We start from the raw sequence: 26,377 nt of genomic DNA on the forward strand, positions 1-26,377 counted from the left end.
CCGGCCGGCGGACGCTCTGGGAGTTCGTCTGTTCGGTGCAGGAAGTAATCCATCCATGCGCGCACGGACCACCTGTCGACCCTGTGCCACTATCGAGGTGGTTAACCACCCCCCGACGCAACTGGCGTGGGAGGCTCGCCCAAATGTCTTTGGCGGACGACGAGCCTCCCACCTCTCCAAGAGGAGAAGCACAATGCTCGCACACCGTCCAACCCTCGTCGTCGGAAATACCACCACCCCCGACAGCTACGCCGACGTCCGTGCCTTCGCCTGTGACGTGGCTGACCGCCTTCGCCTCCCCGCCGTCGTCGCCGTCGGCCGTGACCATGACCTGACACAGTACGAAGGCGTCGTCCTGGCCGACGGCTGGGAGACGTCCTTCGAGTCGGCCGCACTGGGGTGCGAGGCGCTGTGCGAGGACATGTGCGTCATGCTGGCGAGCGACGTCTACGAGCACCCGATCACCATCCGCTGCGGACACTGCGGCGACGTCGACCCGGAGGCGGCCCCGGTGTGGCTCGACGGACGTTGGACGACGTCGGTCTGCCCCTCCTGCGTCGAGGCGCACGCCTGCGGGGGTCTCGTCGGCGTCCTCCCCGTCGCCGTCTGACGCCTCCGACAGTCAGTCACTCCTCGTAACGAAAGCCCGTCTCTGGCTCTAGCCGGCGACGGGCTTTCGTGCGTCGGAGGGGGAAGATCGACCAGCAACCGGAGAGTGCCATTCCGGGAAGGTAAGCACCAAGAGGGTGTGTGCTCCTTACATCGACCGGCCTCCACCCTCGTCCGGTGTCAAAGTTGGCCAGACTTGGGTCAAACCGTGATCCTGCTCGTTCGCCGCAAAGTAGCAGGTCAACTGGCCATTACTACTTCTTCTTAGGTCAGATTGGTCAAATTAGAGGTATGTTCCAGGTTCCCCTTAACACGTCTTAGGGGCTCTTGAGAACACCGTTCAGTTTGACACTTTGGACACCAGTCCGCCCCGGAGGACGCCGAGCCGGCCCCGACGGAGGCTGACGAGGCGGAGGATGCCCGAGAGGGCCCCTGTGCGACCTTCTAAGCGCCTACAGGTGCGGCAGGCGGTAGAGTGCCAACCGGGCCCCGTTCGCGTCTTAAAGCCATACGGGGCCGTCCCAGCCATTGTTACACAGGGTGTTGGCGTCTTGGAAGATCTTCGATCCCGGACCAAACATCCGGCTCCATTTCCCCCATTACGTGTGTAGTAAGGCGCACACCTCGCGTGTGGCGCCGCCTACGACGGAGGGGAAAGCCATGTACGAGGACGAGTACGGGACTTCGGCACGCCGGCGCACTCGATACACGGGGGAGCTGGAGGAGCTTCGCTATCTCGGGATGGAGCTGGAGGAATGCGGGGCGTACGTCTCGCCGACGCGGACGCACTGGCTTGGATTTTCGGGCAGTGATCCGCTCGACGTCGAGACGGACGAGGAGTTCAACGAGCGCCTGTGGCATACCTGGCATGACGCCGGGGAGGTCGACGAGGAGCGCCCGATCCGACGCCGGCCGTCGGGCCGCACGGTAGACATAGTGCCGCCGGTCACGTCCGCAGTGACGGTCCGCGTAGACCCGGAGATAGCAGCCGCCTATGCGGCCCGCCAGGCGGAGGCAGTGCTCACGCTCACGTACGAATCCGCGGGGGGCGTCGTGACGGTGGAGGGTCCAGAGAAGACCTGGCGGGGCTCTTGCGCTCAGTGCTCGAAGCCCTTCGAGCAGCGTCGCCCTGCCTCGCAGCGTCGACGTTGGCGGACCCTCTGTGGCGACGTGTGCTCTGCGGAATGGGCACGGGCCCGACTGCGGGACCGTATGCGACGACTGAGGGGCTCCGACGGCGCGTGATGTGTGCGCCTTTGTATTAACTATGGAGAGGGGCGTATCCGCGACGAGTCGCCCCTCTCCTACTGCCCTTCGTGGAGACTCCGGCACCGCAATGGCCGTTGAAGCCTCCCGAACCGCGTGCCGTTGCCCTCTCCTCCGGCGGCACGCTTGAAGGCTCCCCGCCCGGCTCCGCAAGGGGCGCGTAGAGCACCGGCTCCCCCTCTGTGGGCCGTTGATGTTCCGCGTTCGCTACTCCCGGGCGGGGAGCCATTTTTCTGCTCAGAAATCGACCTACTGACCTTCAATGCGTGATGTCGTCATGGTGGCTGGCGCCGGAGGCCGGTGCCGGTGAGGCAGCCGTCCAGGACGTCGGGGCGGTACTGGAGCTGGCGGAGGCCGCGTCGGACGGCGGTGATCAGGTCGTCGGGGTCGGCGAAGGCGCGGTTGGCTGTGGTGGTGCGTCGCAGGACAGACCAGATGCCTTCGACCGGGTTGAGGTCGGGTGAGTAGGGCGGCAGTTGGAAGACGGTGAGCCAGTCGCGGTCGGCGATGTAGCGGCGCATGCCGGCGGTGAGGTGGGTGTTGAGGTTGTCCCAGACCAGCACGATGGGGCCGCCGAGCTGTTGGTGGGCGGTCTGGATCAGGTCGCGGTAGTCCTTCCAGGAGAAGCTTTTGCGCCCGTCGGGCCGGGCGTCCGGGCAGGGCCGGTAGATCAGTCGTGAGGGTTCGCCGGTTTTGTAGCAGGCCAGGGCGGCCACCGATAAGCGGCGGCGGGAGCGGCCCCGCACGCGGATCACGGGGGTGTGGCCGCGGCGGGACCAGGTGCGGGTGGTCGGCGGCGTCATCGAGAAGCCGGCTTCGTCCTCGAAGACGAGCCAGGCGTCGAGCGCCGCCACGGTCCTTCCACGCTCGGCCAGGTCTCCTTCACCCAGCCGGCCACCGCGGTCTCGTCCCGCTCGATCGCCCGCCGGGCGGGGACCTGGCAGCTCCAGCCGTGCCGCTTGAGCAGGGCGGCCACCCCCTGCCACGTGTAGCTCTTGTGGAAGCGGCGCCCGATCAGCGTCCTAATCCGCGACAGGGTCCAGGTCTGGTCCGGCCAGCCGTGTGCCACCGGCCCTTTGGCCAGTTCCCTCTCCAGCACGGCGAACAGTTCGTCGCTGAGCAGCGGCAGCGATGCCGGGCCCCTCGAGGTCAGGGCTCTCGGACCGTCCTGCGACCAGGCCCTGCGCCACCGCTGTACCGACCGGACGCTGACCCGCAGGTCGTGAGCGATGATCGGGTTCTCGTCGCCCTGCCGGAACCGCTCGGCCGCCTCCATCCTCAACTTCTCGCGGAAGAACCGCCGTTCGTCGGTCAGTCCGCCCCCTTGTGCATACCTCATGCAGTCGGCATACCGCAGGGATCATGAGACGTCAGCCCTGACGACACCACGCTTTGAAGGTCAGTAACCATCCGAGTGAAGGCGGATACGGCCGGCGCGCTGTCCGCGCTGAGGTCGCTCGGTGGCGCAATCGGTGCCGTCGCAGCCCTGCCGCTCGTCCCGATCGCAGCCGCCGGCATCGGCGCTATCGCATCGGCGGCCGTAACTGCCGGCGCAGGAGTCGGGGCCCTGGCCCTCGTGGCCATTCCGGCCATCAAGGGCGTCACGAGCGTCATTCAGGCGAAGACAGCAGCGGAGAAGGAAGCCGCTTCCTCGACGGACAACAGCGCTGCCGCCAACGTCCGCGCCGCACAGAACGCCCTTCAGATGGCCGGTGCACAACAGGCACTCACGGCCGCCCATCGCAACGCCGCGCAGTCCATCGCTCAGGCCAACCGACAGGTGGAGGACGCTGAGCGTGCCGTCGCGCAAGCCGCGCAGCGTGCCGCTGATCAGCGGGTGCAGTCCGCGCAGAACGTCGAGCGGGCAGAGCGCTCCCTCGCCGACGCCAAGCGTCAGTCGACTGACGCTGAAGAGGCCCTCACCCGGGCTCGGAAGGACGCTGCCGACCAACTCGCCGCCCTCGACGACAAGCTCGCGGACGGCAAGCTCAACCAGCGTGACTCCGTCCTCAGGGTCGCGGAGGCGCAGGACGAATTGAACCGCGTCCTGGCCGACCCGAAAGCCACCGATCTCCAGCGCGAGCGTGCGCAGCTTGCCTACGACCAGGCCCTCCAGGCTCAGAAGGAGCAGGACAAGTCTTACCGTCAGACGCAGGAGGAGGCCCGGAAGGCGAAGAAGGAGGGCGTCAACGGTAACGAGCAGGTCAAAAAGGCCACTCAGGATGTCGCCGACGCTCAGCGCAACGTCCGTGACCAGGTCGAGGCTCTGGCGCAGGCTCACAGTGACGCCGCGAAGGCGGAGGTTCAGGCCGCGCAGCAGGTGGCTGACGCACAGCGCTCCCTAACCGACGCCGTCAAGAACGCTGCTACCACTCAGGTAACGGCTGCGGAGTCCATCGAGTCCGCGGAGCGCGGCGTCGAGTCGGCTCGCCTGTCGAGCATCGACACCACGACGACCGCCACCACGAAGGCGGACACGTACCGCGAGGCACTGGCGAAGCTGACGCCTGAACAACGGGATCTCTACGATTCCCTCGCCGGCCCGAAGGGGCTGACGAAGGCGTTCAAGGACTGGTCGACGTCGCTTCAGCCGGACGTCCTGCCGCTATTCACGCGAGGCGTGAACTCGGCGAAGAACTCACTGCCCGCGTTCACGCCACTGGTAAGGAATTCCGCGTCTGCCGTCAAAGAATTGATGGACCGGGCGTCGAAGCAACTGAAGACGCCTTTCTGGCAAGGCTTCAAAAAGGATATCCAGGACAACGCGAAGCCGGCGATTGTCGGTCTGGGTGTCGCATTCGGTAACGTCCTAAAGGGCATGGCGGGCATTGTCGACGCCTTCCTGCCGCACATGGATGGTATATCGAGCCGAATGCAGAAGGACACCGAACGGTTCGCCGATTGGGGGACGAAGCTCAAGGGCAGTCCCGCCTTCGAGAAGTTCTTGTCCTACGCCGGGAAGCATGGCCCAATTGTCGCCCAAACCGTGAGCGACATAGCCAGCGCTGTGCTGTCAATAGGATCGGCCCTCTCGCCGATATCCGGCCCCCTGCTGAAAGTTATCAGCGGAGTCGCGGTCGGAATAGCTTCTGTGGCTGACACCCTGCCGTGGCTGATTCGGCTCATCTACGGCGTATGGGTTGCTACCCGACTGTGGACGATTGCCGTAGCAGCATTCAACCTCGTCATGGCAGCGAACCCGATTGTCCTGGTAATCGTAGGACTCGTTGCCCTCGCAGCAGCGGTAATCTACGCGTACAAGCATTTCGGGTGGTTCCGCGACGTCGTAGACGCCACCTGGCATGGCATTGCGACGGCCGCGGAGTGGGCCTGGCGGAGCGCTCTACAGCCTGTCTTCGCCCTGATCTGGGGCGCAATCCAGAGCGTCGGGGGCGCGGCTGTATGGCTCTGGAGAAACGTTTTTGCCCCTGCCTGGACCGGCATGGTGACGGTGGCGAAGTACGCCGCAGCGATCATCGTCACTCTCGTCGTCGCTCCGATCATCGTCGCAGTTCACGCACTTGGATTGCTGTTCGGCTGGCTCTGGACGGACTGCGCTGAGCCGACGTGGAACGCTATAGCGGGGCTGGCACTGTGGCTCTGGAACAAGGCACTGTACCCCGCCCTGTCGGCCATAAAGGGCGAAGTCGTGGGCGTCGGTGACGCGTTCCTTTGGCTCTACAATCACGCCGTAAAGCCTTCCGCAGATTGGATCTCTGACAAGGCCGATTGGCTCTGGAACAAGGCACTGGCTCCGACGTTCAAGTCCATCCGCGGCGGGCTGAGTTCAGTCGGTGGCGCATTCCACGGACTCTACAACGACTACGTGGAGCCGGTGGTAAGCGATGTGGCGAACGCCGGAGATTGGCTGTACTACAAAGGCCTGAAGCCGGCATTCGACGGCATCAAGTCCGCAGTCGGCCTCGTGGCGGACGCCTTCGATGGTGCGCGGAAGGCGATCAAGTCGGCGTGGGATAAGGTCGCCGGCATTGTGGCGAAGCCTGTCAATTTCGTCATTGACTTCGTGTACACCCATGGAATCAAGGCGGTGTGGGACAAGGTCGCTGGATTCGTCGGACTGGACAAACTCCCGAAAGCCCCGAAGCTTCTGCCTGAGAACCCTAAGCTCCTCGAAGCCGGCGGAACGATCGGCGAAGGATGGGGCATTGCTCGTCCGATGAAGACGAATCGTCCGACGGCAATCGTCGGCGAGGGAGACCCGCGTTACCCCGAATACGTCATCCCGACGGATCCGAAATACCGGGGCCGCGCGAAGGCGCTTCACGCCTCCGCAGGGACTCAGCTCCTTGAATCCGGTGGCGTTATCGGCGGAGCGTGGGACTGGACGAAGGACGTGTTCAGCACCGTCGGCGACTGGGCGAAGACGACCGGCGACCTGATGATCCACCCGGGCAAGGTCTGGGACCGACTCATCAGGCCGACGATGGATCACGTCAAGGACGGCGTCGGCGACGGCCCCATGGGCAAGGTCATCACCGGCATCCCGAAGCGGATGGTCGGCGGGCTGAAAGACATGCTGGTCAACGCTGTCACGAACATGTTCAGCGGCGGAGGCGGAGTCGGCCAGTGGGTCAAGCCCATCAACGTCCCCTACGGGACCAGGTTCGGCGTCCCCGGTCGCATGTGGTCCTCCGGCCACCACACGGGCCTAGACTTCCCGGCACCCGTTGGAACTCAGGTCCACGCGGTCGACGGTGGCACGATCGTTGGCGTCGGTACTGCCGGCCCGTACGGCAACCACCTGGAGATTGACCACGGTGGGAAGCTCGTCTCCCTGTACGCCCACATGTCCGAGATCCTCGCGGGTCTGGGTCAGGTGGTGGGCCAGGGCGACGTCGTCGGCCTGTCGGGCGCGACCGGCAACGTCACCGGCCCTCACCTCCACCTGGAGGCGCGGGTGGGAGGACGAGCCGTCGATCCCATGCCGTACCTGGAAAGCATCCGCACCGGGGGCAAGGTCTCCCAGTCCATCGCGGCAGCGAAGAACTTCGCCAAGTCCCAGTTGCACTACTTCGGCTGGGGCCCCGGCGAATGGCCGTCGCTGGACCGTCTCTGGACGGGCGAGTCCGGATGGAGGTGGAACGCTGAGAACCCCAGCTCCGGTGCCTTCGGTATTCCGCAGGCTCTGCCCGGCTCAAAGATGGCGTCGGCCGGTCCGGACTGGCGGACGAACCCAGCGACACAGATCCAGTGGGGCATGGGTTACATCAAGAATCGGGCCGACTACGGATCTCCGTCCGCGGCCTACGGGAGATGGCTGAACCGTCATCCCCACTGGTACGACGACGGCGGGTACCTCCCGCCCGGTCTCTCCCTCGTCGCCAACGGAACTGGCAGCCCAGAACCTGTGTTCACGTCGACGCAGTGGGATGACATCAGGGCTGCCCGCGGAGCCGGCCGACCCGTGACCATCAACGTGGAGTCGACCACGGTCCTTGACGGCCAGGAACTGAGCGGCATGGTCGACAAGCGCATTGAGTTCTACGACGGCGAGGTTGCTACCAGCCTGAACAACGGGCGCATCGTCATCTGACACACACCCGGCCGCCCTCTCCGACAGGGACGAGGGCGGCCCGCACACCAACATCCCCCGCCCCGCGGATCCCGACATGGGCCGCGGGGCGTTCCCATTACCTCAGGAGGAGCACGATGGACTACACCAAGGGCGCCAAGGGCCAGGCCGTCCAGTGCCTGCACTGCGGCACTGAAATCCCGCAGGTTCCTGGCGTCGGACGTGTGCGCCGCTACTGCCGGCCGTCGCACGGCCTGGCCTGGCGGACGCGCATGCGTAGCGCCGGGTGGCTCTAGGCCGACGAGACGGGACGCCCTTCCTCCCACAGTGCCGCTACGTGGCTGGCAAACCGGTCGTAGAGGCCGTTCTCTCCCAGCCGGCGCAGATGGAGCATTGGTGACTCGTGCCCCAGCAAACTGGAGAGGTGAGGCGTCACGAGCATTTCGTCATCGAAGGTGAACACAGACAGAGCAATGTGTCCGTCAGAGTAACGGGCCTCCACACCCCTGCCCTCGATCTTGCTCAGAGCGTCGAGTGTGATTCGGATACGCGTGCTGACGGTGAGCGGGACGCCTTCGATCTCTTCCCGACGCCGTGTGATCTCCGAATCAGGGTCACCCACGAGGAATCGAACGACGCAGCCGGATGCGGCCTTGGCCGCTAGCCGATCCGCTAGTCGCGGATGCTCCTGCCAAACGAAGTAGTTCGTGTACCCCGCAAAGGTGATGGACGTTGACGCACCGTCGATCAGACGAGCCCACACCGACGTAGAGCATGCGTTGCGGTACGGGTAGGCTGCGATGATCTCCCGGTCTGGCCCCGTCTTCAGGGTGCTACGGATCGACTTAGGCCACAGCACGGCTGCACTCACTCCCAACGCCCTCGCGACGTCCTCCCGCGTGCGCGGATGCGGCGCACGGTTCGGATCCGCCACCCATCGTTCGACCGTCTTACTGGTCACTCCGACTGTACGGGCGAGGCGACTGCGCGAAATCTGCGCCTCGTCCATAGCGCGCTGTAGGTCCGTGTTCAAGGCATCCCCCGAGGACGTTTGGGCCACTTAGGACGATAGCGCGCAGGCGGCCCGGGTGTCCGTGAGTTGGTGGTTCAAACGTCTCGTGTGACGGATGACCATCTGTGTCGTCATCACGCCAACGCATAGAGGTGACGAGGGATGGCGTTACGGATGTTGGATCTGGTCACGTACCAGCCTCCCCGGCCCAAGCCGGGTTGCAAGGTATGCGACACCTTCATGCAGAAGATCAAGCGAGCCGATGATCCTCACGGTTCGGGGTACGACCCGTCGAGGGCAACTGATCTCCGTGTCGAGATGGCCAGGCACCGGGAGCAGGAGAACCGGTCATGACGGAACGCCGGCCGTACCCGGAGATCTCGTCGGAGGAAGAACTCGACGAACTCCCGTATCTCGCCTACCTGGAGATCGCCGGTCACCTGCGTCAGATAGCCCTCGAAGAGGACGACGACCCCGTGGCCGTGGCCCGGCAGCTCTTGGAGCGCGCGCCGGCAAACAACCGGTTCCGCATCGTCACGATCCAGCGGTTCAGCCTGCGCCCTGGTCCCCCGGTACCGGAGCCGTTCGTAGGACCGCAGTGCCGCGCCATGGACGCGCTGGAGAGCGGCGTCGTGCGCTGCGAGCTGGAGGCGCACAGCGACGGCTTGGACCACGCCGGCAGGGTCCTGCGCGACGGCAGGGCGGCTGAGGTGCACTACTGGCGCGCAACGTCCGGGGCGGAGGTGCGTCATGAGCGCGCTACGTGAGATCTGCGGCGCCACCTGGACGTACCCCAGCGATCCGACGGTGCTTCGTCGACAGGGATTTACGGAGACATTCGCCGGCGTCGAAGTCACCTGCGATTCGGAGCCGCACTCCTGCAACCCGCACGACGTCGTGCACTCCGCGCCGATCTTCGTCGGGGAGAAGTTGCGCGGCATCAAGTACTGGGGACCTGGCTACGTGCCTGTGTTCTAGCCCCCTAGACCCGCGTGCTGGGCGCCCGTGCGTCCGGCCCGCGGAGGGCGCGACGGGGGTGGTTGGGTTGAGGCTCGATGTGAGGTCGGCCCCTCCCCAGCCCCCGTCAGCGTCCTAAGCCTCACCCATGGGTTTGCCCGCCTGCCGGCCCATGGGTGAGGCTCTGAACCCTCGTCCCCCTGTTACAGCCCTTTCTTGGGGGACGAGACTGCCACCCTCGGCCGGACGTCTCGCCAGACGTCCGGGGTGGCGGACGGCCCCGCTCACCGACGCCCCCCGTCGAAGGTGAGCGGGGCTTTCTTGCGTGCTCCTACCTGCGACGATAAAGTCATGACAGGGTGCGCAAACCACGTACGTCAAGAACATGGTCACCGGCGCCGCGCAGCTCGACGGGGCGATCCTCGTCGTCTCGGCGCTCGACGGGATCATGCCGCAGACCACCGAACACGTGCTGCTCGCCCGGCAAGTGGGCGTCGACCACATCGTCGTCGCGCTCAACAAGGCCGACGCGGGGGACGCGGAGCTGACCGACCTGGTCGAGCTGGAGGTCCGCGACCTGCTGACCGCCCAGGGGTACCCGGGCGACGCCGTCCCCGTCGTCCGCGTCTCCGGACTGCGCGCGCTGGAGGGTGACCCGCGCTGGACGGCGTCCGTCGAGGCACTGCTCGACGCGGTGGACACCTATGTGCCGACGCCGGAACGGTATCTGGACGCGCCGTTCCTGCTGCCCGTCGAGAACGTGCTGACCATCACCGGGCGGGGGACCGTCGTGACCGGTGCCGTCGAACGGGGCGTGGTGCGGGTCGGTGACCGCGTCGACGTGCTCGGCGCGGACGTCCGGACGGTCGTGACCGGGCTGGAGACCTTCGGCAGGCCGATGACCGGCGCGCAGGCCGGGGACAGCGTCGCGTTGCTGCTGCGGGGCGTTCCCCGGGACGCCGTCCGCCGGGGGTACGTGGTGACGGCGCCGGGAAGCGTGGTGCCGGCGCGGCGGTTCTCGGCGCGGGTGTACGTGCTGCAGGGGAGCGCAGGGGGCCGTACGACCCCGGTCACCACCGGCTACCGGCCGCAGTTCTACATCCGTACGGCGGACGTGGTGGGGCGCGTCGACCTGGGCGGGGCGGGTGTCGCCCGGCCCGGGGAGACGGTGGAGATGGGCGTGGAGCTGGGACGGGAGGTGCCGTTGGAGCCGGGGCTCGGGTTCGCCGTCCGCGAGGGCGGACGGACCGTGGGCGCGGGGACCGTCATCGCCGTGGGATGAACGGTGCCGTCCGGTGCCGCTGACGGCCGCGGGGCCGTACCGGTACGGTCCCGCGGTGCTCCGGGGCACGTCACAATGAACGGGTGACCGACCAGATACCCGTGTCCCGCACCACCGATCACGGCACCGCCAAGCTGATGCCCGACGTCGACAGGGAGCGGGCCTGGCTGCTCACGGTCGACGGGGCGCCGCAGTCGTACGTCGATCTGGACGACCCGGCGTATCTGGAGTTCGAGTACGCCCGCCGGCTGGGGTTCGCGCTGGACGCCGTCGCCGCTGAGGGTGTGCCGCTGGACGTGGTGCACCTCGGCGGGGGCGCCCTCACGCTGCCCCGGTACGTGGCGGCGACCCGGCCCGGCTCGCGGCAGGACGTCGTCGAGGCGGACCGGGGGCTGCTGGAGCTGGTCGCCGAGCACCTGCCGCTGCCGCGGGGCTCGGGTGTCGTGACCCACGCCGACGACGCCCGGGCCTGGCTGGAGGGGGCTCCGGACGACCATGCCGACGTACTGGTCGCCGACGTGTTCGGCGGGTCCCGGATTCCCGCCCAGACGTCCACGCTCGCCTACGCCCGTGCGGCCGAGCGGGTGCTGCGTCCCGGCGGGGTCTATCTGGCCAACCTCGCCGACGCGGCGCCGTTCGGCTTCCTGCGGGCCCAACTCGCCAACCTGGCGGCCGTGTTCGAGGAACTCGCGCTGATCGCCGAGCCGGCGGTGCTGCGTGGCCGGCGGTTCGGCAACGCGGTGGTCGTGGCCTCGCACCGGCCGCTGGACATCGCCACGATGGCCCGGCGCAGCGCGGCGGACGCCTTTCCGGCGCGGGTCGAACACGGCGCTTCGGTGAGGGAGTTCATCGGTTCGGCCCGGCCGGTCGAGGACGCCGGCGCCGTACCGTCACCCGAGCCCCCCGCCGGCGCCTTCGGTATCGGCTGACGCGGCGGGGGCGGCCGGGGGCCGGGCCGGCGCTCGCGGTCACTCCACGATCGGGTCGCCGTGCAGCCGTACGGTGGCGAGGATCTTGTCGACGGTGGCGTCGGGGATCTCGTCCTTGACGCCCTTGGCGCCGTAGAGGGTCCACCCCACGAAGCTGCCCTTGGAATTCTTGAAGGCGAACGTCGTGGCCTTCCCGTCGGTGTCGCACTTGTCCTTCTTCGGCACGCCGACGACGTACGACGTCGCCACACTGCCCTTGACGCCCGACGCCGTCGTGTACTTCCTGGCCTTGCCGATCCGCAGGTACTTCTTGGCGGCGTCCGACTGGTCGGTGTAGCCGCCGAACACGAACGCGGCCGAGTCGCCGCGGGCTATCCCGGCGGTGTCCTTCGCGCCGTTCTCGCCCTTCGTGCCGCTGGCCACGAGCGCGTGCGACTCCTTGGTGCCGCCCTTCTCGGAGGTGCAGTGGTCCGGCTTCAGGTACGTGGAACCGGAGAAGCCGATGTACGGGGAGCCGTCGCCCTTCTGCTGGTCCTCGAAGAAGGAGAAGCTGCCGGGCCGCTCCACCTCCCAGCCCGCCGGCACGTCGAACGCGGTGCCGTACTTCGGATTCACCACGAGCTTCCAGCCCGCGACGGTCGGCTTCTCGGTCCCGCTCGTCCGCGGGTTGTCGGTCGCGGACGAGGCCGGTGGGTCCAAGGGGACGGCCGGCGGTGACGAGGCCGTGCTGTGTCCGCCCTTGCCGTTGTCCGCCTCGTCGTCCTTCGAGCCGCCGCCCAGTACGAGGTAGCCGGTCACGGCGGCGGTGACCACCACGGCCGTGGCCGCGACGATCGCGACCAGCTTCGTACTGCGGCCCCCGCCCTGCGGCGGTTGCGGCGAGGGCGCCGCGGGCAACTGTCCCCACGGCGGCTGCTGCTCGTACGGGCCGGCCTGCGGGTGCTGCTGGTACCCGGGCTGCTGGTACGGGTTCGGCTGCTGGTAACCCGGCTGCTGGTACGGGTTGTGCTGCGGGTTCTGCGCGCCCCCTGGCGGCTGCTGATCTGGCCACATGGCCAGTAACCCTAGTGCGGAACGGGACACGGTTCGGTCACCGGTGTTCGTCAGGATCGTGGCGAAAGCGCGGTGACGGCGGACACCATCTCTGGCCAGCCTCTGCTACTCGTGAGTAACATGACGGCATGAGCGCAGACCAGATGTCGATCGGCGAGATGCTCGCCGCCACCGTGCCCATGGCCCGGACGCTGAACCTGGAGTTCCAGGAGACCACCGCCGACAAGGCCGTGGTGTCCCTGCCGGACCAGGGCGCGTACCACAATCACGTGGGCGGACCGCACGCCGGCGCGATGTTCACCCTCGGGGAGTCGGCCAGCGGCGCCATCGTCCTGGCCGCCTTCGGGGACCAGCTCTCGCGCGCCGTGCCGCTCGCCGTGCGCGCCGAGATCGCCTACCGGAAGCTGGCGATGGGCGCCGTCACCGCGACGGCGACGCTGGGCCGCCCGGCCGCCGACGTCGTCGCCGAGCTGGACGCCGGACAGCGCCCCGAGTTCCCGGTGGCGATCGAGATCCGCCGCGCGGACGGCGCCGTGACCGGCGAGATGACCGTCGTCTGGACGCTGCGGCCCAACGGCTGACGGGACGATCCGCGACCGCGACCCCCTCCCCGGCGCACCGACGGCGGCGCCGGGGAGGGGTGGGGTCCGGCGGCCGGCTCCGGGGTGCCGGCCGACCGCGAGGCAGATGCCGGAAGTTGGAAATTTCGTGCGCCATACGCTTTTTATGTCAGCCGAGTTGGCCGTTGCCACAAGACCCGTCCTGGGGATACCGGTGGTAACCACTGTGCAATAAAACGACGTCGGCGTCGGGGGTATTCGCACTTCTTGTTTCCCGTGTGCCGCGTGTGCGAAGGTGAGCCTCCCCGCGGGAGGGCAAAGGCAGACGCCGATGTCAGGGCCGGCTCTCAGGTACGTACCTATCAGGTACGTACCTATCAGGTACTGCTTTCCGACAGGATGCGCTGCGCCTGCGTTCCTGCGGCTGGAAAGGAAATGGTTCCGTGCCGTCCCCTCACCCCCCACGCCCGCCGTTCCCGCCCCCACCCGCTCCGTCCGGCGAGTCCGACCGTGCTCTCGTCGCCCGGCTGACCGGCCCCGGTGACGCCCGCCATCACGCCGTCGCCCTGCTGCTGGCCCGGCACTGGCGGCCCACCCGCGACCATGCCGTGATCTGCCTGGCCTCCGCCGGATACGCCGCCCAACTGGTGGCCACCGCTGCTTTCCATCAGGTGCTCGGCCGCATGGCGGGAGGCGTGCTCGGCGGCGCCCTCCGGCCGCAGTTGCTCGTCGCCGTACGGGACACCGTCCGCTCCTGGGCCGCCGACGAGGCGGCGCGTATCGCCCTGCCGGAATTGCGCAAACCCACCGGCGGCCGGGGCCTTCGCGCGACGAACCCCGAAACGCCGGAAAGCCGGCAGCTCGCCGCACGCGCATTCCAGGCTCTTCCCGGCGCCTCGCAATGCCTTCTCTGGCACACCGAGGTCGAAGCCGAACCCATAAACATACCGGCAGGTCTGCTGGGGATCGACCCGGCCACCGCGATCGCCGCCCTGGAACAGGCACGCGAGCAATTCCGCGCCGCCTGCGTACGGGCCCACCGGGAACTCGCGCCCTCCAGCGAATGCCGTCTCCACAACCGCCTCCTCGACGTCACGATCCGCCGCGGCGGCACCCTGCCGCCCGACGTCCGCCGGCATCTGACGGCCTGTGATCACTGCCGGTACGCCGCCGAACAGCTCGGTCACTTCGACGGCGGTCTGCACCTCCTGCTCGCCGAGACCGTGCTCGGCTGGGGCGCCCGCCGCTACCTCGACTCCCGTCCGGGCCGCGCCGCCCCCGGCGAATGGCCACCCCCGCCGGCCGCGCGGCCCGCGCCGCCGGTGACCGGCGGCCGGCACCGCACCGGGCCGGAGAACCACCGCCGCACGGCCGTGGCCGTCGGGGTCGGACTGACGTCCCTCGCACTGCTCGCCACCGTCCTCGCGGCCAGGAGCTGGTCCGATGACAACGGTGTCCCCGCCTCCGGCGCCACCTGGGGCGCCCCAGGCGGCGACGCCGCACGGCCGGGCGGCACCGGCACCCGCTCCGCGGCACCGCCCTCCACCGCCTCCGCCGCGTCCGCCGGTGAATCCGCGGAGATCGCCCAGGGCGCCCTGCGCGGCCTCGGCTCCCGGCTCTGCCTGGACGTGCGCGGCAACCGGGTCGCCGCGGGCGCGGGCGTCCGGCTCGCGCCGTGCTCCTCGGCCGCCTCGCAACAGTGGTCGTACCGGGACGACGGACTCCTGCGCAGCGCCGCGGCCCCCTCCCTCTGCCTGACCGCCGACCCCGGAACGCGGCGCGTCGAGCTGGCCGGCTGTCACGCTCCCACCGGCGAGGTGTCGTACGACGTCACGGTCCGCGGCGAGATCCTGCTCCGCCGGCGCAAGGGCCTGGCGCTCACGCCGGGTTCCGGTCGTTCCACCACGCGGGTGGCGGTGGCGGAACGCGACGGCTCACCGGAGCAGCGGTGGGTGCTGGAACCGGGGACCGCCGAGATGCCCCGGTCGCGCTCCGGTGCGGACGCGGAGGGCGAGGGTGCGTCCGAGGCGTCCGGGGTGCCCGGCGCGCCGGACGGGCAGGGGCCGTCCGACGGTACCGCCCGGGCGGGATCGGAGGCGTCGTCGCCGGCCGGCGCCGGACCGGACTCCGGACGACGTGGGGACGGCGACGCGCCACGCGGGGAACCGGACCGCGGCGGAGCGGTGGCCGGGCAGGGGACCGAGCCGCGGATCGCCCAGGTGCACGCCGAGGAGGGCCCGCGCCGGGGCGGTGCCGGCCGCGCGGGCCGCACGGCGGATGCGGTGCTGGCGGACACGGTTCTGGTGGACGTGGTGCTCGGGGACGTGGTGCGGACACCGGGGACCGCCGCCGGACCGTTCGCGGGCACGCCCACCCCACCGGCCGGCTCCCGGACGACCTCGCTGCTCACCGGCACCGCCGACGCGGGATCACAGGCCGTACGGGCGCTGGTCGGCTGATCGGCGGCGGGGCCACCCGGCGGGTCGTCCCCGCCGGGCCCCCGTGAGCACCGCCCCGGCCGCGGCCACATTCCGGGACGCCCCTGCGCCGGGCCGCCCCGGCCCCTGCTGTGCGGAGCGGCATCGGGCTCTGCTGTGCCGGGCGGCATCCGGATCCCCCTGCGCCGGGCCGCATCGGGGTCTGCTGTGCCGGGCCGCACAGCAATCCCCCGCGCCCGGCCGCACCTACCGGCCGGCGGCACCGCTGCCACGGTCGCCGCTCGCGATCACGACCGTCGTTCCCGGCCGCCGTCCCTCACAGCACGCCGGCGCGGATCAGCGCCGACAACGTCAGGGCGCCCGGCAGCAGCGGCAGCCAGTCGGTCAGCAGGCGGTAGCCGACGACCGTCGCCGTGGCCGGCGCGGGCGGGGCGCCGAAGGCGACCAGTGTCCACACCTGGGCCGCGTCGACCGCGAGCCCGCCCGGCGCGGGTACCGCCCCGACGGCCGTGCCCGCCGCCAGACAGGCCAGCACCACCTGCTCCCACGGCAGTCCCAGCCCGAGCGAGGCCCCGACACAGGCCAGAGTGCCCGCCTGTACCAGGGGCATCGCGACCGCCCCGCCCCACAGGGCGAGCACCCGGCTCGGCCGCGCGTGCACGACCCGTACGTCGGTCAGGGCGGAGCGCAGCAGTAGGGCCACCGGCCGCCGCACCGGCCGTACGACCGTCACCAGCACCCCGGCCAGTGCGACCGCCCCGCCCGCCGCGAGGGCGAGCGGCACCAGGACCCGTCCCGGCGGGGCCAGGGCACCCAGGCGCCGCCAGGCCGGTGATACGGCCAGGAAGACCAGCAGTACGAGTGTCTTCGCGGTGGACCTCACCAGCGAGTACAGGCCGATCGAGGCGGTCGCCCGCTCCAGCGGGACGCCCCGGCCGCGCAGGAAGCGCAGGGTGACGGCGTGGGCGCCGAGCCCGCAGGGAAGGGCGTGGTTGGCGGCGCCGGCGGCGAACTGGGAGGCCAGCAGCGGCCCCGGCGGCAGCCGCTCGGGCAGTGCGCCCTGTCGTACGCAGGACGCGGCCACCCAGCTCAGACAGGTGAGGCCGGCGCCGGCCAGCAGCCAGCGGGGGTCGGCCGCGACCAGCCGCCGGGCTCCCTCGTACAGCACGGACCGGTGGGCCGTGGCCCAGCCGGCGGCGAGGAGCAGGGGAGCCAGGGACAGCGCGAGCCGCAGTGGCCGGGGCGGTGTGCGCGAGGCCGGGCGGGCCGTGGCCGCGGGGCACGGGGGCTGCGCGCGGGGTGGGCGGGCGGCGGACAGCGGGGTGGGAGGAGCCGGTGAGGACACGGGGACGTCGTCCTTCCGCAGTGGGCCCCGCGGCGGGGACCCGGGGGAGGAGGGCCGGGCGGGACCGCGGGAAGTCTTCCCCCGCCGTGGGACATCGCGGTGTCCGGAAACGTAAGGGGCGGGGACGGGGGCCGTGCGGCCGGGCGGCGCGATCAGGCAGCCGTTCACCGCCGACCAGGTAGCCTTCCCTCGGGGCCTGCTGTGCATGCGGCGACCCGGAGGGCAAGGACAGCGACAGGGGAGGTACCGGCGGTGCACGTCCAGGAATGGCTCGACTCGGTGCCGGCGGCCGCCGTCTACGCCGTGGTGGCCCTGGTGATCGGTCTGGAGAGCCTGGGCATACCGCTGCCCGGCGAGATCATCCTGGTCTCCGCGGCCCTGATGTCCTCCCAGCACTCGGGTGTCAACCCGGTCGTCCTCGGTGTGTGCGCGACCGCCGGTGCCGTGATCGGCGACTCCATCGGCTACGCGATCGGCCGCAGGGGCGGGCGCCCGCTGCTGGCCTGGCTCGGCGCCAGGTTCCCGAGGCACTTCGGCGCGGGCCATGTGGCCACCGCCGAGCGGTCCTTCCAGAAGTGGGGCATGTGGGCGGTCTTCTTCGGCCGCTTCGTCGCCCTTCTGCGCATCTTCGCCGGCCCGCTCGCCGGCGTCCTGCACATGCCGTACTGGAAGTTCCTGATCGCCAACGTCCTCGGCGGCATCTGCTGGGCCGGCGGCACCACGGCCGTCATCTACTACGTCGGCCTCGTCGCCGAGGACTGGCTGAAGCGGTTCTCCTACCTGGGCCTGGTGGTGGCCCTGCTGATCGGTCTGGTGTCGGTGCTGGTGCTGAAGCGCAAGGCGAAGAAGGCGCAGCACGCCGAGCCGGAGCCGGAACCCGTGACCGCCGGGGAGTGAGCGCTCCCGCGCACCCGCCCCCGGAACCCGCCCCCGCACAAGGACCGCACCCGGTCCTACCGGTGCACGTCCTGGTGGGCCTTGCCCAGTTCCGCGTACAGGGTGCCGTTGAGGGTGACCCCTTCCCGCTCCTCCGCGGTCAGCTCCCGCTTCACCTTCGCCGGCACCCCCGCCACCAGCGACCCGGCCGGCACCACCATCCCCTGCGGCACCAGCGCCTGCGCGGCGACCAGCGACCCGGCCCCGATCACCGCCCCGTTGAGCACGGTCGCGCCCATCCCGATCAGGCAGTCGTCCTCCACGGTCGCCCCGTGCACCACCGCGTTGTGCCCGATCGACACCCGTTCCCCGACGGTGACCGGGAAGCCGGGGTCGGCGTGCAGCGTGACGTTGTCCTGCACGTTCGCCCGCGCGCCCACGGAGATGCTCTCGACGTCCCCCCGCAGGACCGCCCCGTACCAGACGCTCGCCCCCGCGTGCAGCGTCACATCCCCGATGACGGAGGCCGTGGGCGCCACGAACGCCCCTGGATCCACCCGGGGTTCCTTGCCCCCGATACCCACGATCAGCGCCTTGTGCGTCATCACCCGTCTCCTCGTGTCGGCAGTGCACCGCACGGTACGACACCGGGTGGGGCGAAGATCACAGCGGCCCGCACGCTGCCCCCGGGCGACCGGTGAGTACCGTGAGCCCGTGTCGAAGCGCAAGAACACGTTCTCATCCTGGCGGCGCCGGCTGGCGCAGCGCGCCGTGCACGCGGGCTGGTCGTGGGTGCGCAGCGCGGGTTCGGTGACGGCCGAGCACCCCGGCGGCTACCGTTTCGGCTCGATCGGCGAAGCCACCCGGCTGGCCTTCCCGCTCGGCACGGTCTTCGGTGAGCCCTGGATCCGGCTCGGCTCCCACTGCATCATCGCCGAACAGGTCACGCTCACGGCCGGTCTGATGCCGGACCTGGACCTCGGCCCGGACCCCATTCTGCGCATCGGCGACGGCGTGGTCCTCGGCCGCGGCAGCCATGTCATCGCGGACACCACGGTCAGCATCGGCAGCGACTGCTACTTCGGCCCGTACGTCTACGTCACCTCCACCAACCACTCCTACGACGACCCGCACCAGCCCATCGGCCGGCAGTGGCCGCGGATGGAGCCCGTCGAGATCGGGCCGGGCTGCTGGATCGGCACCGGCGCGGTGATCCTGCCGGGCGCCCGGATCGGCCGGAACGTGGTCGTGGCGGCCGGCGCGGTGGTCCGGGGCACGGTGCCCGACCACGCGGTGGTGGCGGGGGCGCCCGCCCGGGTCGTACGGCGCTGGACGCCCGGCGACGGCTGGCAGCCGCCCCTGCGGACCCCGGCCCCGGTGCCGATCCCGGACGGGACGACGCCGGAGCAGTTGCGGGCGCTGGGGGAGCTGGACGAGGACGTGGTCGCCCGGCTCGCCGCACTCGAACCGGAGGCCTGACGCGACCGGCCGGCCACCGGCACGGCCGGCCTCGCAGTACAGTGCGGTGAACGCTCGGGTGCACCGCACCGTAGTGCGGTGTCGGCACCGCGCTATGCGTCACCTCGGACTTCCCGGATATTGGACACCACGTGTCGGACCTCGAACTCCTGACCCAGTCACTGGCGCGCAACGTCAGGCACTGGCGTGCCGTGCGCGGCTTCACGCTGGACGTGCTCGCCGCCCGGGCCGGTGTCAGCCGCGGCATGCTCATCCAGATCGAGCAGGCCCGCACCAACCCCAGCATCGGCACGGTCGTCAAGATCGGCGACGCGCTCGGTGTCAGCGTCACCACGCTCCTCGACTACGAACAGGGCCCCACGGTCCGGATCGTCCCCGCCGAACGGGCCGTACGGCTGTGGCACACGGAAGCCGGCAGTTACAACCGGCTGCTCGCCGGCACGGAGGCGCCGGGACCGCTGGAGATGTGGGACTGGCGGCTGATGCCCGGCGAGAGCAGCCCCTCCGAGCCGCACCCCGGCGGCACCGTCGAGCTGGTGCACGTCATCGCGGGCGAGCTGACGCTTGTCGTGGACGGGACGGAGTACCGCGTTCCGGCGGGCGCGAGCGCCTCCTTCGAGGCCGCCGTCCCGCACCGGTACGCCAACCGGGGCGACCTGCCGATGGAAATGGTGATGGCGGTGTCCGTGCCGCCCGTGCCCTGAGACGCCGCCCGTCCGCTGAGACGCCGGTACGGCGCGCGGGCGGGTCTTGCTAGCGTGCGGCCATGCGCCCACCCATCGGAGACTTCGACACCGCCACCCCCGCCCGGGACTGCCTGGACGAGCTGACCGCGCCCGTCGCCGATGCCGTACGCGACTGGCAGGGCGCCGTCCCGGCCGACCGGATCCTCTACGTCGACACCGACCCGCGGTGGGCCGACACGGCCGTCTTCGTGGAGCACTACGGCCGTGACCTGCTGGAGTGTTCGGCGAACTGCGTCGTCGTCGCGGGCAAGCGGGCCGGCATGACCACGCTGGCCGCCTGCGTGGTGCTCTCCACCACCCGGGTCGACGTCAACGGCGCCGTACGCCGTCAACTGGGCGCGCGGAAGGCATCGTTCGCCCCCATGGAGACCGCGACCGGCGAGACCGGCATGGAGTACGGCGGCATCACCCCGGTCGGACTGCCCACCGGCTGGCCCGTGCTGGTGGACGCGGCCGTCGTCGACCTGCCCTACGTCCTGCTCGGCAGTGGCCGGCGGCGCGGCAAACTGCTGGTGCCGGGCAAGGCCCTGGCCGAACTGCCGGGCGCGGTCGTACGGGAGGGCCTGGGCGTCGCCTGACCGGTGAGCGGCGGCCCGTCGTCGCTCAGTACGCGCCCGCCGTGCCGAGGTACTGCTCGGCGAAGGCCGCCGCCGCTGCCGGTGAGGTGAACAGCCGGCGCAGGCGGGCCCGGGCGGTGCCGGCCCGGAAGGGGTCGCCGTGGGACAGGCCGTGGTAGATCTCGGACAGCCACTGCGAGAACTCCTGGTAGTCCCACACCCGGCGCAGACAGGCCTCCGCGTAGCCGTCCAGGCCCGTGTCGTCGCCCTCGGTCAGGTGGGCGACGAGGCCGTCGCCGAGCAGGAACGCGTCGTTGAGGGCCAGGTTCATGCCCTTCGCGGCGATCGGCGCGACGAGGTGCGCGGCATCACCGGCCAGGAGGAGCCGGCCGTACACCATGGGCTCCACCACGTAGTTGTGCATGTCCAGCACGCGCTTCTCCAGCAGCGGCCCCCGCGTCAGCGGCGGGCGGTCCGCGGCGTGCAGGCGTCGCTGGAGTTCGTCCCAGACCCGCTCGTCCGGCCAGTCGTCCGGGTCGTCGCCCGGCGGGCACTGGAGGTAGTACCGGGTCAGCCCCGGGCCGCGGGCCATGTGCCCGGCGAACCCGTCGGGGTGCATGCCGAAGAGCACACAGTCGGAGGACGGCGGGGCCTCGGCGAGCAGCGCCAGCCAGCCGATGCCGTAGTCGTGCCGCGAGATCCGCGCGCGCTCGGGCAGCGCCGCCCGGCTCGCCCCGCGGGCGCCGTCGCAGCCCGCCACGAAGTCGCAGCGCACCAGTTGTCGTTCGCCGCTGTCCGGGTCGGTGTACGAGACCGAGGGCCGGTCGGAGTCCAGGTCGTGCAGGCGGACGTCGCGCACGCCGAAGCGGATGGCGCCGCCGCGCACGTCGGCGTACTCGTGCACGAGATCAGTGACCAGCCACGGCTGGGGGTATACCCAGTGGTGACGTCCCGTCAGTCCGCCGTAGTCGAAGCGGTGTCCGCGGCCGTCGAAGCGGAACTCGCACTCGGTGTGCCGCTGGGCGCGCGCCGTCAGGTTGCCCCCCAGGCCGCGCTGTTCGAGGCCCCGTACCGCCCATTCCTCGATGACCCCGGCGCGTGGCCGCTGTTCGATGAAGGCGCGGGTGCCGGCCTCCAGGACCAGGCAGTCGACGCCGGCGGCCCGCAGGATGTTCCCGACGGTCAGCCCGGCCGGGCCGGCGCCCACGATGACGACCGGACGGCGGGACACGGCAGGGGAGTCGGAGTGGGGGGAGGGAGACGTCACCCGAGCATTATGACGGTGTCCCGTCAGACAAGCCGACGGGACACCGCACGGGGACGCGCGAGGACGCTCAGTGCGCGGGCGCGTCCGTGACCACGACCTCCTCGATGCTGCGCTCGATCGCCTCGGGGCTGGACGCGGTGGCCCTGGCCCAGTGGTAGACGCCCAGCGAGAAGGCGGCGACGACCAGGATGTCCCACCACAGCGGGATGACGCCCCGGCCGCCGAAGCCGCCCAGCCAGGAGATCAGGCCCAGGCCGAGCAGGTAGCCGGGCAGCCACTGCGCGGCCCTGAAGTCCAGCCGGGGAGCGTCGGGCAGGCGCTTGCTGGTGGCGTACCAGGCGTAGGAGCCCAGCAGCACGTAGCCCAGCAGGATCGCGAAGCCCAGCCGCCACAGGGTGTCCCAGCCGGCCCAGTAGATGATGAGGTTGGCGACCGCGAACGACAGCGGCGAGATGATCTTTCCGCCGGGCAGCCGGTAGGGGCGCTCGTGGTGCGGCAGCCGGTCGGCGAAGACGCCGTAGGCCAGCGGCGCGCCCGCGTACATCAGCACGCTCGCCGACGTGATGAACCCGACCAGCTCCTGCCAGCTCGGGAACGGCAGGAAGCAGATCACACCGGTGACGAACGACATCAGGAGACCGAACCACGGCACGCCGCGCTTGTCGGTCCTGGCGAAGGCCTTCGGCGCGTAGCCGTTCTTGGCCAGACCGTAGGAGACGCGCGAGGTGGCGGTGGTGTAGATCAGGCCGGTGCCACCGGGGGAGATGATCGCGTCGATGTAGAGCACCCAGCCCAGCCAGCCCAGGCCCACGACGGTCGCCAGGCCCGCCCAGGGGCCGCTGATGCCGGGGAAGTCCAGCTTGGCCCAGCCGTGCGCGAAGGAGGCGTGCGGCAGTGCGGCGATGAACACGACCTGGAGCAGGATGTAGATCACGGCGCCGATCGCGACCGAGCCGAGGGTCGCCCGGGGCAGGTCACGCTTGGGGTTGCGGCTCTCGCCCGCCAACTGGATCGCCTGCTCGAAACCGAGCAGCGCGAAGATGATGCCGCTGGAGCTGATGGCGCCGAGCATGCCCTTGGCGCCGAACGGCGCGAAGCCCTCCGAGGTGAAGTTGCTCGCGTGGAAGTTGCCCGCGGCGATGATGAAGATCGCCCCGAGCGGGACGGCGATCTTCCACCACGTGGCGGCGCTGTTGGTGTGCGCCAGGGCCCGGACGCCGAAGAAGTTGACCCCGACGAAGACCGCCATCAGCAGGACGGCCGTGAGGAGACCGACGGGCGTCAGCGTCCCGTCGGCGTGCTGGAGGCCCTGCGCCCACTCCCAGTGACCGGCGTAGCCGATCATGGCCTCGACCTCGATCGGGGCCACGGTGGCCGCCTGGAGCCAGGAGAACCAGCCGAAGGACATGCCGGCCAGGCCGCCGAACGCGTAGTGCGGGTAGCGGGCCGTGCCGCCCGCCACCGGGAACATGCCGCCGAGTTCGGCGTGCACGAGCGCCAGCAGCACGATCGCGACCGCGCCGATCACCCACGAGATGATCGCCGCGGGGCCGGCCACGACGACCGCCTTCTCGGCGCCGTACAGCCAGCCGGAGCCGATGATGGAGCCGACGGAGGCCCACATCAGACCGATCAGTCCGACATCGCGGCGCAGGCCGCCGGACTCCGTCGTGGCCTGTGGCACGGCATGGTCGACTTTCACCATGTCAGGTGGCCTCTCAGTTCATGAACACGAAACAAACAAGCAAGGACGCCACAGGCTAGAAACACTTTCCGCATCTACAGAAGACTGTTTCCCAAAACTTGACCCAGGATCTTGTCGGTCTTGGGAACAGCGTTCACACAGGTCAGAGATCAACTCCGAATGTCAATATTCACTGTCGAATTGTGAGAAGAAAGTGAGACAGGAGAGGAGGCGGGCTAGTTCAGGCGTGGAATTTCGATCGCCGGGCACCGGTCCATGACCATCTCGACACCCGCCGCCCCCGTCCGCTCGTACGCGTCAGCGTCGACGACCCCCAACTGGAACCACACCGCCTTCGCGCCCCGCGCCACGGCCTCGTCGGCCACCGCGCCGGCCAGCGCGCTGTTGACGAAGACGTCGACCACGTCCACGTCGAAGGGGATGTCCGCCAGGGAGGCGTACCCTCGCTCGCCGTGCACCGTCTCCGCCTTGGGGTGCACCGGCACGATCCGCTTGCCGAACCGCTGGAGCACCCGCGCCACCCCGTACGCGGCCCGGTTCCGGTTCGCGGACAGGCCGACCACGGCCCAGGTGTCGCCCAGCTCGGTCAGGATCCTGCGGATCGTCGCGTCGTCGCCGTACATCGGCCGCCTCCTCGGGCTGCGGGAACAGAACGTGGGGGCAACAGCGTCCCCACGGGTGCGGATTCCCGCCGTACCCCGCCACGATGACCGGAATCGGCGCAAGCTGCCCGCATCCGGCCGCGCGTCCGCCTACGCTCGCCCCGTGCTGCGCATCCTCGATGTCCGAACCGGTGAGCCCGTCGCCGCCGCGCCCGCCCGCCGCGGCCTGACCCGCGTCGAGGCCCACGCCTCGGGCCTCGACCCGACGGCCCTGCGGGTGCTGCTCACCGCCGACCTGCTCGTCCGCGCCCTGGAGCTGGGCGGCACCCCGGTCTGGACGATCCTCACCGCCCCCCGGGAACAGCCCGAGCTCCGCACGGCCGCCACCCACCTCGCCATCCGCCCCTTCGAGGACGACCGGGACCTCGCCTCCGGGCTGGGCGAGGCCCAAGTGATCCACGTCACCGGGCCCCACGCCGCGACCGTCCGCGCCGAGGGACCGGTGGCGGCCGTGGCACCGGTCGCCTGGACCGGCCCCGAGCCGCCCCTGCCCGTCCTCCTCGCCGACCCCGCCGCCCTGCGGCTCGCGCTGCTCTCCGTGCCCCGGCGCGAAACCGCACGGCTGGACGCCACCGCCCTGGACCGGGCCGCCGGACAGCTCGCCCACTGGCGGCGGGCCGTGGCCGGATGGGCCCGGCGGCCCTCCCGGCCGGTGCCCGAGGAGATCCGGACGCGGCTGCGGGCCGCCTGGGACGACGACCTCGACCTGCCCGGGTCGCTCGCCGTGCTGCGGGACGTGGAGCACGCCCCGGACCTGCCCGACGGCGCCCGCTTCGAGACCTACGCCCACGCCGACCGGCTGCTCGCCCTCGATCTCCTGCGCGACCTCGGGAACCCGGCGTGATCGAACGGGCGGGCGCGGGCCCGCTGCGCCGGCTCGTGGTGCTGCGGCACGCCAAGTCCGCCTGGCCCGAGGGCGTCGAGGACCACCGCAGGCCACTCGCGCCGCGCGGGCTGCGGGACGCCCCGGCCGCCGGACGCGCCCTCGCCGACTCCGGCTCCCTGCCCGGGCTCGCCCTGTGCTCCACCGCCGTCCGCGCCCGCCGCACCTGGGAGCTGGCCTCCGCCGAGTGGGGCACCCCGCCGCCGGTGCGCCTGGACGGGCGGCTGTACGCGGCCGGCGTGCCGGAGCTGCTGGAGGTCGTGCACGAGGTGCCGCCGGAGGTGGAGACGCTGCTGCTGGTCGGGCACAACCCGGGCCTGGCCGACCTGGTGCGGGCGCTCGCCGCGGACGGCCTCGACGACACCCTGGACCGGGTGCGGGTGAAGTTTCCGACGGCCGCGATCGCCGTCCTCGCCTGGCGCGGCACCGGCTGGCCGGCGCTGGCCCCGGGCACGGCCCTGCTGACCTCGTTCACGGTGGCGCGCGGCGCGAAGGGGGAGAGGGGCCGCGCTGACGCGAGGGCGGGCCGGTGACGTGCTGCGCATAGGCTGACGGGATGCAGGACGAGTACCGCACCGTCGCCCGCGCGGGTGTGCACGAGACCGAGATCAACCGCTCCCGCTTCCTGTGCGCGCTCGCCCCGGCCGCCACCGAGCGGGAGGCGCAGGACTTCGTCGCGGCCGTCCGCAGGGAGCACGCGGCCGCCACCCACAACTGCTGGGCGTACGTCATCGGCGCGGATGCCTCCGTGCAGCGGGCCAGCGACGACGGCGAACCGGGCGGCACCGCCGGCGTCCCCATGCTCCAGATGCTGCTGCGCCGTGACATGCGCTACGTCGTCGCCGTCGTCACCCGCTACTACGGCGGGGTCAAGCTCGGTGCCGGCGGACTCATCCGCGCGTACGGCGGTGCCGTCGGCGAGGCCCTGGACACGCTCGGCACCCGCACCCGGCGCCGCTTCCGGCTGGCCACGGTGACCGTCGACCACCAGCGCGCGGGCAAGGTCCAGAACGACCTGCGGGCCACCGGACGCGAGGTGCGGGACGTCCGCTACGGCGAGGCAGTCACCCTCGAGATCGGCCTCCCGGACGCCGACGTGGACGCCTTCCGCGCGTGGCTCGCCGATGTGACGGCGGGCACGGCCGGCTTCGAACTGGGCGGTGAAGCCTACGGAGATGCCTGACCAATGCGGCGAAACGGGCATAGCGCCCCTGGCGG

24 protein-coding genes and 1 pseudogene are annotated in these 26,377 nt (G+C 70.6%); 17 read left to right on the forward strand and 8 right to left on the reverse strand.

Annotated features, from left to right (window positions below; translation table 11 throughout):
• Nucleotides 1-193: 193 nt before the first annotated feature.
• Both D9753_RS30395 and D9753_RS30400 read left to right on the forward strand, forming a co-directional pair.
• The gene (locus D9753_RS30395; RefSeq protein WP_121789905.1) at nucleotides 194-610 is read left to right on the forward strand and encodes a hypothetical protein; all 417 of its coding nucleotides are present in this window, start codon (nucleotides 194-196) and stop codon (nucleotides 608-610) included.
• Nucleotides 611-1,269: 659 nt separating this feature from the next.
• Nucleotides 1,270-1,854: a hypothetical protein gene (locus tag D9753_RS30400; protein ID WP_121789906.1), complete on the forward strand. Its 585-nt coding sequence runs from the start codon at nucleotides 1,270-1,272 to the stop codon at nucleotides 1,852-1,854.
• A gap of 296 nt (nucleotides 1,855-2,150) precedes the next feature.
• Here the strand turns inward: D9753_RS30400 and D9753_RS39710 are convergent.
• A protein-coding gene (locus tag D9753_RS39710; protein WP_449455846.1) for an IS630 family transposase occupies nucleotides 2,151-3,214 on the reverse strand; the annotation gives its coding sequence in 2 pieces (ribosomal slippage) (nucleotides 2,151-2,768 and nucleotides 2,771-3,214; 1,062 coding nt in all).
• A gap of 75 nt (nucleotides 3,215-3,289) precedes the next feature.
• Between D9753_RS39710 and D9753_RS30415 the strand changes: the two genes are divergently transcribed.
• Together D9753_RS30415 and D9753_RS36755 are read left to right on the forward strand one after the other, a co-directional pair.
• A complete protein-coding gene (locus D9753_RS30415) occupies nucleotides 3,290-7,429 on the forward strand; it encodes an aggregation-promoting factor C-terminal-like domain-containing protein (RefSeq protein ID WP_121789908.1) in 4,140 nt (1,379 codons plus the stop codon).
• Between the two features lie 116 nt (nucleotides 7,430-7,545).
• Nucleotides 7,546-7,704: a hypothetical protein gene (locus D9753_RS36755; protein ID WP_163010834.1), complete on the forward strand. Its 159-nt coding sequence runs from the start codon at nucleotides 7,546-7,548 to the stop codon at nucleotides 7,702-7,704.
• Here the strand turns inward: D9753_RS36755 and D9753_RS30420 are convergent.
• A complete protein-coding gene (locus D9753_RS30420; RefSeq protein ID WP_240468321.1) occupies nucleotides 7,701-8,369 on the reverse strand; it encodes a hypothetical protein in 669 nt (222 codons plus the stop codon). The two genes, D9753_RS36755 and D9753_RS30420, sit on opposite strands and share 4 nt — an antisense overlap.
• A gap of 401 nt (nucleotides 8,370-8,770) precedes the next feature.
• Here D9753_RS30420 and D9753_RS30425 point away from each other — a divergent pair, with 401 nt between their 5' ends.
• The 4 genes and pseudogenes from D9753_RS30425 (at nucleotide 8,771) to D9753_RS30440 (ending at nucleotide 11,588) form a co-directional block, all read left to right on the forward strand.
• Nucleotides 8,771-9,187, forward strand: coding sequence for a hypothetical protein (locus D9753_RS30425; RefSeq protein WP_121789910.1), 417 nt, complete (start codon nucleotides 8,771-8,773; stop codon nucleotides 9,185-9,187).
• Complete coding sequence (locus tag D9753_RS30430) at nucleotides 9,171-9,398, forward strand: hypothetical protein (protein WP_121789911.1); 228 nt, start codon at nucleotides 9,171-9,173, stop codon at nucleotides 9,396-9,398. Before D9753_RS30425 ends, D9753_RS30430 begins: the two co-directional genes overlap by 17 nt.
• A gap of 352 nt (nucleotides 9,399-9,750) precedes the next feature.
• Nucleotides 9,751-10,659: pseudogene (locus tag D9753_RS30435) on the forward strand (GTP-binding protein); the annotation flags it as partial.
• Between the two features lie 83 nt (nucleotides 10,660-10,742).
• On the forward strand, nucleotides 10,743-11,588 hold the full coding sequence (locus tag D9753_RS30440) for a spermidine synthase (protein WP_121789912.1): 846 nt from the start codon (nucleotides 10,743-10,745) through the stop codon (nucleotides 11,586-11,588).
• Nucleotides 11,589-11,627: 39 nt separating this feature from the next.
• Here the strand turns inward: D9753_RS30440 and D9753_RS30445 are convergent, their stop codons facing one another.
• A complete protein-coding gene (locus tag D9753_RS30445; protein WP_121789913.1) occupies nucleotides 11,628-12,641 on the reverse strand; it encodes a hypothetical protein in 1,014 nt (337 codons plus the stop codon).
• A gap of 128 nt (nucleotides 12,642-12,769) precedes the next feature.
• On the opposite strand from D9753_RS30445, the gene D9753_RS30450 reads away from it, so the two are divergent.
• On the forward strand, nucleotides 12,770-13,222 hold the full coding sequence (locus D9753_RS30450) for a DUF4442 domain-containing protein (RefSeq protein WP_205614302.1): 453 nt from the start codon (nucleotides 12,770-12,772) through the stop codon (nucleotides 13,220-13,222).
• A 422-nt stretch (nucleotides 13,223-13,644) separates the two neighbouring features.
• Entirely contained in the window at nucleotides 13,645-15,660 is a 2,016-nt protein-coding gene (locus D9753_RS30455; protein WP_121789915.1) for a ricin-type beta-trefoil lectin domain protein, read from the forward strand.
• Between the two features lie 295 nt (nucleotides 15,661-15,955).
• Here the strand turns inward: D9753_RS30455 and D9753_RS30460 are convergent, their stop codons facing one another.
• A complete protein-coding gene (locus D9753_RS30460) occupies nucleotides 15,956-16,984 on the reverse strand; it encodes a lysylphosphatidylglycerol synthase transmembrane domain-containing protein (protein ID WP_240468322.1) in 1,029 nt (342 codons plus the stop codon).
• Between the two features lie 252 nt (nucleotides 16,985-17,236).
• Here D9753_RS30460 and D9753_RS30465 point away from each other — a divergent pair, with 252 nt between their 5' ends.
• Nucleotides 17,237-17,881, forward strand: a complete 645-nt coding sequence (locus D9753_RS30465) for a DedA family protein (RefSeq protein ID WP_121789916.1) — start codon at nucleotides 17,237-17,239, stop codon at nucleotides 17,879-17,881.
• Between the two features lie 56 nt (nucleotides 17,882-17,937).
• On the opposite strand, the gene D9753_RS30470 is transcribed toward D9753_RS30465, so the two are convergent.
• Nucleotides 17,938-18,465, reverse strand: coding sequence for a gamma carbonic anhydrase family protein (locus D9753_RS30470; RefSeq protein WP_121789917.1), 528 nt, complete (start codon nucleotides 18,463-18,465; stop codon nucleotides 17,938-17,940).
• Between the two features lie 109 nt (nucleotides 18,466-18,574).
• Here D9753_RS30470 and D9753_RS30475 point away from each other — a divergent pair, with 109 nt between their 5' ends.
• From D9753_RS30475 to D9753_RS30485, 3 genes are all read left to right on the forward strand, one after another.
• The gene (locus D9753_RS30475; protein WP_121789918.1) at nucleotides 18,575-19,339 is read left to right on the forward strand and encodes an acyltransferase; all 765 of its coding nucleotides are present in this window, start codon (nucleotides 18,575-18,577) and stop codon (nucleotides 19,337-19,339) included.
• A gap of 131 nt (nucleotides 19,340-19,470) precedes the next feature.
• Nucleotides 19,471-20,043, forward strand: coding sequence for a helix-turn-helix domain-containing protein (locus tag D9753_RS30480; protein WP_121789919.1), 573 nt, complete (start codon nucleotides 19,471-19,473; stop codon nucleotides 20,041-20,043).
• 62 nt (nucleotides 20,044-20,105) lie between these two features.
• The gene (locus D9753_RS30485) at nucleotides 20,106-20,663 is read left to right on the forward strand and encodes a YbaK/EbsC family protein (RefSeq protein ID WP_121789920.1); all 558 of its coding nucleotides are present in this window, start codon (nucleotides 20,106-20,108) and stop codon (nucleotides 20,661-20,663) included.
• Nucleotides 20,664-20,688: 25 nt separating this feature from the next.
• Here the strand turns inward: D9753_RS30485 and D9753_RS30490 are convergent, their stop codons facing one another.
• From D9753_RS30490 to D9753_RS30500, 3 genes are all read right to left on the reverse strand, one after another.
• Nucleotides 20,689-21,909, reverse strand: coding sequence for a 4-hydroxybenzoate 3-monooxygenase (locus D9753_RS30490; protein WP_121789921.1), 1,221 nt, complete (start codon nucleotides 21,907-21,909; stop codon nucleotides 20,689-20,691).
• A 67-nt stretch (nucleotides 21,910-21,976) separates the two neighbouring features.
• On the reverse strand, nucleotides 21,977-23,614 hold the full coding sequence (locus D9753_RS30495; protein WP_121789922.1) for an APC family permease: 1,638 nt from the start codon (nucleotides 23,612-23,614) through the stop codon (nucleotides 21,977-21,979).
• Nucleotides 23,615-23,829: 215 nt separating this feature from the next.
• Complete coding sequence (locus D9753_RS30500; RefSeq protein ID WP_121789923.1) at nucleotides 23,830-24,237, reverse strand: CoA-binding protein; 408 nt, start codon at nucleotides 24,235-24,237, stop codon at nucleotides 23,830-23,832.
• A gap of 142 nt (nucleotides 24,238-24,379) precedes the next feature.
• On the opposite strand from D9753_RS30500, the gene D9753_RS30505 reads away from it, so the two are divergent.
• The 3 genes from D9753_RS30505 to D9753_RS30515 are packed head-to-tail and all read left to right on the forward strand — an operon-like array spanning nucleotide 24,380 to nucleotide 26,342.
• Nucleotides 24,380-25,120, forward strand: coding sequence for a hypothetical protein (locus D9753_RS30505; protein ID WP_121791369.1), 741 nt, complete (start codon nucleotides 24,380-24,382; stop codon nucleotides 25,118-25,120).
• Nucleotides 25,117-25,692 (forward strand): SixA phosphatase family protein, encoded by a 576-nt coding sequence (locus tag D9753_RS30510; protein ID WP_121789924.1) that lies wholly within the window; start codon nucleotides 25,117-25,119, stop codon nucleotides 25,690-25,692. The genes D9753_RS30505 and D9753_RS30510 overlap by 4 nt, the downstream gene beginning before the upstream one ends.
• A gap of 23 nt (nucleotides 25,693-25,715) precedes the next feature.
• On the forward strand, nucleotides 25,716-26,342 hold the full coding sequence (locus D9753_RS30515) for a YigZ family protein (RefSeq protein WP_121789925.1): 627 nt from the start codon (nucleotides 25,716-25,718) through the stop codon (nucleotides 26,340-26,342).
• The last annotated feature ends 35 nt before the right edge of the window (nucleotides 26,343-26,377 follow it).

It is taken from the genome of Streptomyces dangxiongensis (genome assembly GCF_003675325.1).
Lineage (GTDB): Bacteria > Actinomycetota > Actinomycetes > Streptomycetales > Streptomycetaceae > Streptomyces > Streptomyces dangxiongensis.

Bases quoted from the DNA above. Each gene is read 5' to 3' on its own strand.
- D9753_RS30400 (WP_121789906.1), top strand. From the start codon at position 1,270: ATGTACGAGGACGAGTACGGGACTTCGGCACGCCGGCGCACTCGATAC.
- D9753_RS36755 (WP_163010834.1), top strand. From the start codon at position 7,546: ATGGACTACACCAAGGGCGCCAAGGGCCAGGCCGTCCAGTGCCTGCAC.
- D9753_RS30515 (WP_121789925.1), top strand. From the start codon at position 25,716: ATGCAGGACGAGTACCGCACCGTCGCCCGCGCGGGTGTGCACGAGACC.
- D9753_RS30495 (WP_121789922.1), bottom strand. From the start codon at position 23,614: ATGGTGAAAGTCGACCATGCCGTGCCACAGGCCACGACGGAGTCCGGC.
- D9753_RS30395 (WP_121789905.1), top strand. From the start codon at position 194: ATGCTCGCACACCGTCCAACCCTCGTCGTCGGAAATACCACCACCCCC.
- D9753_RS30430 (WP_121789911.1), top strand. From the start codon at position 9,171: ATGAGCGCGCTACGTGAGATCTGCGGCGCCACCTGGACGTACCCCAGC.
- D9753_RS30445 (WP_121789913.1), bottom strand. From the start codon at position 12,641: ATGTGGCCAGATCAGCAGCCGCCAGGGGGCGCGCAGAACCCGCAGCAC.
- D9753_RS30470 (WP_121789917.1), bottom strand. From the start codon at position 18,465: ATGACGCACAAGGCGCTGATCGTGGGTATCGGGGGCAAGGAACCCCGG.
- D9753_RS30450 (WP_205614302.1), top strand. From the start codon at position 12,770: ATGAGCGCAGACCAGATGTCGATCGGCGAGATGCTCGCCGCCACCGTG.
- D9753_RS30425 (WP_121789910.1), top strand. From the start codon at position 8,771: ATGACGGAACGCCGGCCGTACCCGGAGATCTCGTCGGAGGAAGAACTC.
- D9753_RS30500 (WP_121789923.1), bottom strand. From the start codon at position 24,237: ATGTACGGCGACGACGCGACGATCCGCAGGATCCTGACCGAGCTGGGC.
- D9753_RS30485 (WP_121789920.1), top strand. From the start codon at position 20,106: ATGCGCCCACCCATCGGAGACTTCGACACCGCCACCCCCGCCCGGGAC.